This window comes from Candidatus Methylomirabilota bacterium (assembly GCA_035709005.1).
Lineage (GTDB): Bacteria > Methylomirabilota > Methylomirabilia > Rokubacteriales > CSP1-6 > 40CM-4-69-5.
Genome location: DASTFB010000044.1, coordinates 1 through 4,549, shown reverse-complemented (window position 1 = coordinate 4,549; position 4,549 = coordinate 1). Strand labels below are relative to the sequence as shown.

Annotated in this window: 4 protein-coding genes and 1 pseudogene; 1 reads left to right on the top strand and 4 read right to left on the bottom strand. The window is 67.7% G+C overall.

The window, feature by feature from the left end; genetic code table 11:
• The first annotated feature begins 152 nt into the window (after nucleotides 1-152).
• Nucleotides 153-272: pseudogene (locus VFR64_06665) on the top strand (type II toxin-antitoxin system HicB family antitoxin).
• A 142-nt stretch (nucleotides 273-414) separates the two neighbouring features.
• On the opposite strand, the gene VFR64_06660 reads toward VFR64_06665, so the two are convergent.
• The 4 genes from VFR64_06660 to VFR64_06645 all read right to left on the bottom strand — a co-directional run.
• Nucleotides 415-1,392 (bottom strand): ABC transporter substrate-binding protein, encoded by a 978-nt coding sequence (locus VFR64_06660; protein ID HET9489416.1) that lies wholly within the window; start codon nucleotides 1,390-1,392, stop codon nucleotides 415-417.
• Nucleotides 1,393-1,762: 370 nt separating this feature from the next.
• Nucleotides 1,763-2,023, bottom strand: a complete 261-nt coding sequence (locus tag VFR64_06655; protein HET9489415.1) for a hypothetical protein — start codon at nucleotides 2,021-2,023, stop codon at nucleotides 1,763-1,765.
• Nucleotides 2,024-2,027: 4 nt separating this feature from the next.
• Nucleotides 2,028-3,752 carry a type II secretion system ATPase GspE gene (gene gspE, locus VFR64_06650; GenBank protein ID HET9489414.1) on the bottom strand — a complete coding sequence of 575 codons (1,725 nt, stop codon included), beginning with the start codon at nucleotides 3,750-3,752 and terminating at the stop codon, nucleotides 2,028-2,030.
• Nucleotides 3,753-4,226: 474 nt separating this feature from the next.
• A partial coding sequence (locus VFR64_06645; GenBank protein ID HET9489413.1) for a hypothetical protein occupies nucleotides 4,227-4,549 on the bottom strand: 323 nt, incomplete at its 5' end.

The following is a 4,549-nucleotide window of genomic DNA, read 5'->3' as shown; positions in this document are numbered from 1 at the left end:
TTCCGATTTGACATCTTCTGGGCAGCCACGGCTGTAAGACGCCTGAGACATTCGGGCAGGGTGCGCAGACGGACCAAGGGCGACTCGTCGCATTTCGGTAGGATCGGATGCGGGCGGCCGAGCACAGCTCCGTCGCGGCCGGGAGGATCGGAATGGCCACCACGGTGTACACGGCGATCATCGAGAAGGAGGGGGACCTGTACGCCGCGCTGTGCCGGGAGCTGGACGTGGCCAGCCAAGGGGCAACGGTCGAAGAGGCAACTTCCAACCTGCGACGTACTCCAGCCTGACGGCGGCGCCGAAGCCCGCAAAAGCGAGAGGACCAACTAATCAGGAGCTGTCTTGGCCTTTGCCCGCAGCTTTGCCTGCTTGGCGGTGTCCCCATTGCTGTGGAAATAGAGACGCCGCTTCCGGTCATTCAAGGATCTGATCCGCCCGCAGCAGCAGCGAGGGCGGGATCGTGAGGCCGAGCGCTTTGGCGGCCTTGAGGTTGATGACGAACGCGATCTTCGACGGACGCTGCACTGGCAACTCGCCTGCGTCCGCCCCTCGCAAAATCTTGGCGATGGAGCGCGCGGCGTCGCGTGCGACATCGGCGTCGCTCGCCCCATAGGTCACGAGGGCGGCGGCGGTGCTTTCGGTTCGCGCGTGGAAGACGGTCGGCCGCCCCTTCGCATGTGCGGCCTGGATCATTGCGACGTAGTGACCTGTCGTCAGCCCGCCGGGGATACCAAGTAGTGCATCCGCCTGGGTCAGCGCATCCAGGCTTCGCGTCACGTCGTCTGCGGTCCGGACCTCCCGCTCGACGAGCGTCAGTCCGAGTCTGGAAGCCGCTGCGCGAGCGGCCTCCAAACCCTGTCGCGGCGACGCGTCGCGAGGGTCATAGAGGACCAGGACTCGCTTGACGCTGGGCACGAGTTCGTGGAGGAGTTCAAGGCGCTTGCCCGACAGCTCCGGGTACTCGAACGTGATCGCGGTCATATTGCGGCCGGGTCGGCCCAAGGACGCCACGAGACCGGCAGCGACAGGGTCGCCAGGAGTGATGAACACAACGGGAAGCTGGGAGGCCTGTCTGACTACCTTCGCCAGCGCCGAGCCGATGACGAAAAGGACTTCGACACGCTGACGAACCAGGCCTTCGATGGCCCCCGCGGCTCGCGCGCGATCACTTCGTGGTGTCCGAGCTTCCAGGATCTCGGTCGAGGGCTCGGCGAACCCTTGCTCACGAAGCCCGAGCCTCAGAGCGTCGCGAATCTCGGAGAATCGAGGTTCTTCCGGTGGACCGACCATCCCGATGCGACGCGCAGTTCCCGCCTGCTGCGCCTCTGCGGCGAGCGGCGCGGTCAGGATGCCAACCAGGATGGTGAGCAGCGCGACCGCCCTGAGCCTCATATAGAGCCCCTTGAGCGAGGGTCGAACCGGGCGCACCGATTCTATTCGATCTTCAGTTGCACTGGATCGGCCCGGTTGGCCTCGTCCGAGCAGAAGAAGACCTATGCCCCTCAACGAGCGCCCCTTGGTTCTCCTACTGGCCAATGCCCTCAGGCTTCGGCGGTCGGGCCAAGGGGCGCTCAAGAGGGGAGCCCGTCGGACGTGAAGCGTGGATCAGCTACGAGGAGTAGGCGACGACTTAGGATCCCTCAGCGACGGCCACGCGTAAGACTGTTATTCGTGTCGGCCACCACGCCGGCCTCAATCGCCTCGTAGACTGCACCCTGTAGAAGCCGGCCCGCGTTCAGGCGTCCGATCGCGATCTTGCCGTCTACGAGCTTCCTGAGCATCTGGCGGGCCCGTGCAGTTCCTTGGCGAGTGTCTTCTTGCGCTCCTCTTCTGTTTTGACTTGCCAGACCACGGTCTCCAGCAGGCCGCCGCTGACCAGGGCCTCCATGAGCCGCCCGAGCCGTGACTCGATCAGCGGCAGCTCCCGCTCGATCTGGGCCCCGCGGTCGAGGCCCTTGAAGTCGAACTCGTAGGGTTCTTCGAGGATGTCGCCGCCCCGGAGGAACGGGGCGGTCGTCGACAACTGATCAGGCGCTTTCCTGGGTGACGCGCAGGATCTCCTCGACGGTGGTCTCGCCCTGGCGGGCCTTGGCCCAGCCGTCGAGCCGGAGCGGCGTCATCCCTTCTTGCAGGGCGTGACGCCGGAGCTCGTGGGTCGGCGCGCGCCGGAGGATCAAGCTCCGCACGTCTTCGGTGATCGGGAAGATCTCGTAGATTCCGATCCGCCCGCGGTAGCCCGTGCCGCGGCATTCGTCGCAGCCCTTGCCCCGCCACAGGCGGACGCCGGTCTCGGCCTCCACGCCCAGGGTGAGCAGATCGGCGGGCGACGGCGTCTCCGGGATCCGGCAGGCGACGCACACCCGGCGGACGAGGCGCTGGGCCAGCACCCCCTCGAGCACCGACGCGATGAGGTACGGCTCGGCGCCCATGTCCACCAGCCGGGGGATCGCGCCCGGCGCATCGTTGGTGTGCAGTGTGGAGAAGACGAGATGCCCCGTCAGGGAGGCCTGGATCGCGACCTCCACCGTCTCCAGGTCGCGGATCTCGCCCACGAGGATCACGTCGGGGTCCTGGCGGACGATGTGCCGCAGCCCGGTGGCGAAGGTGAGGCCGACCTTGGCCTTCACCGGGATCTGGTTCACGCCCTTGAGCTGGTACTCCACCGGGTCCTCGATCGTGATGATCTTGCGCTCGGGGGAGTTGATCTTGTCCAGGGCCGCGTAGAGCGTGGTGGTCTTGCCCGAGCCCGTGGGACCGGTGACGAGCACGATGCCGTGCGGCCGTGTGATAAGCCGGGTGAAAGCCGTCAGCGTCGCCGCGGTGAAGCCGAGCTTCTCCAGGGGTAGGAACACGCTCTGACGATCGAGGAGGCGCATGACGATCGACTCGCCGTGGACGGTGGGGACGGTGGCGACGCGGATGTCCACCCGCCGATCGCCGGCGAAGACGCGGATGCGACCGTCCTGGGGCAGCCGCCGCTCGGCGATGTTTATCTCGGCCATCAGCTTGATGCGCGAGGTGACGGCGTCGCGCAGGCGGCGGGGCGGCGACTCCTGGTCGAAGAGCAGGCCGTCGATCCGATACCGGAGGCGCAGCGTGTCCTCGAAGGGCTCGATGTGCACGTCCGAGGCGCCGGCGGCGATGGCGCCATCGATGATGAGGTTCACCAGGCGTACGACGGGTGCCTCGGCGGCCATGTCACGCAGCTGGTTGACGTCCTCCGGGTCCTGGGGCCCGTGCTCGTCGTCGATGCCCCTCACGATCCGCTGAAGCGCCGAGGCGTCATCCTGATATGTGCGCTCGATGGCCTCGATGATCGCGGCGGGCGTGCTGACGGCGAGCCGGATCTGGCATCCCGTGCTCTGGCGAAGGTCATCCACGACCAGCGGGTTCAGCGGATCGGCGCTCGCGACGGTCAGGACACCAGTCTCGACGCTCACCGGGCAGATGAGGTGCTGCCGCAGGTACTTGGCCGAAAGGTTGCCGACGGCCGGCGCCGGAATGGGCAGCTCGCCGCGGAACAAGTACGGCAGCTCGTAGTTGAGCGCGAGGGCCTGGAGAATGTCCTCGACGGAAAGCTGGCCCCGCCGGGTCAGGGCCTCCACCAGCGACTCCCCGGTCTTGTGGGCGTGCGCCTGAGCTTCCCTGAACTCCTCGGGAGTGATCAGCCGATTACGCCCGAGGATCTGCTCCAGCTCCACCGGGTCGCAGGACGCCGCGCAGCCCTTCACGTCGAGGATCTTGCTCGCCACCGGTTGCCTCCACGGCCATCGTCACGGTCAGGGAGTCGTCGCGTCGTGACCATCTCGCCGTCGACTCGGCACGGGCAAAAGGTGTGCCGGTCCGGCGGCCAGGGGGAGTGAGCGGTGGTCGGAGCGCCGATGTTGCCCGAAATGCCGGGTGGAGCGGCGTGGGGCCGCCCGGTTCGCACGCGCCACCCCCGGTGTCTGGCGGAATTCCAGCCATCATAGTGTCGTGACGCTGACGGTCGCCGTGCCACCGCGTCTCGGCGCCGGGGACAAAGCGCTTGACGGGCCGCGGGGCACCGCCGCGCCCGTTCGTTTTCTGTGGACGGGACTCGCGCCGAGCGACCGAGCCGGGGCAGTGGGTGATTCCGGCGGGGCACGGGCGTGGCGAAGCCCGGGCGCCCGTGCCCAGTGAGCGAAGCGGAAGGAGGCCAAACCATGATCATCGTGCTGAAGGCTGGCGCGTCAGAGGCGGCGGGGTCAGTGGGGCCACGCCTCCCGGATCGCGCCTATCGTTTCCCGAAGGGCGTGGCGGAGGGCGTCACGGCTCGCCCGGGCGTCGGCCAAGAGCACGATGAAGCCGATCGGCGTGGAACCGAGGAACACCGTCCCCTCGTCGGCGACGAAGTGGGCCAGGAGGAACGTGCCGTGGCGGAGACGCGGGCCTCGCAGCTCGAGCTCTCGGCCGAGCGTGGCCGCCAGCGCCGACACCGACTCTACCGGAAAGTCTCGCGGGAGCGCGGCGGCGATGATGAGGCCGTCCGGGGCGACCAGCAACCCACCGCGTACGTGATCGAGGTGGG

Bases quoted from the DNA above. Each gene is read 5' to 3' on its own strand.
- VFR64_06660 (HET9489416.1), bottom strand. From the start codon at position 1,392: ATGAGGCTCAGGGCGGTCGCGCTGCTCACCATCCTGGTTGGCATCCTG.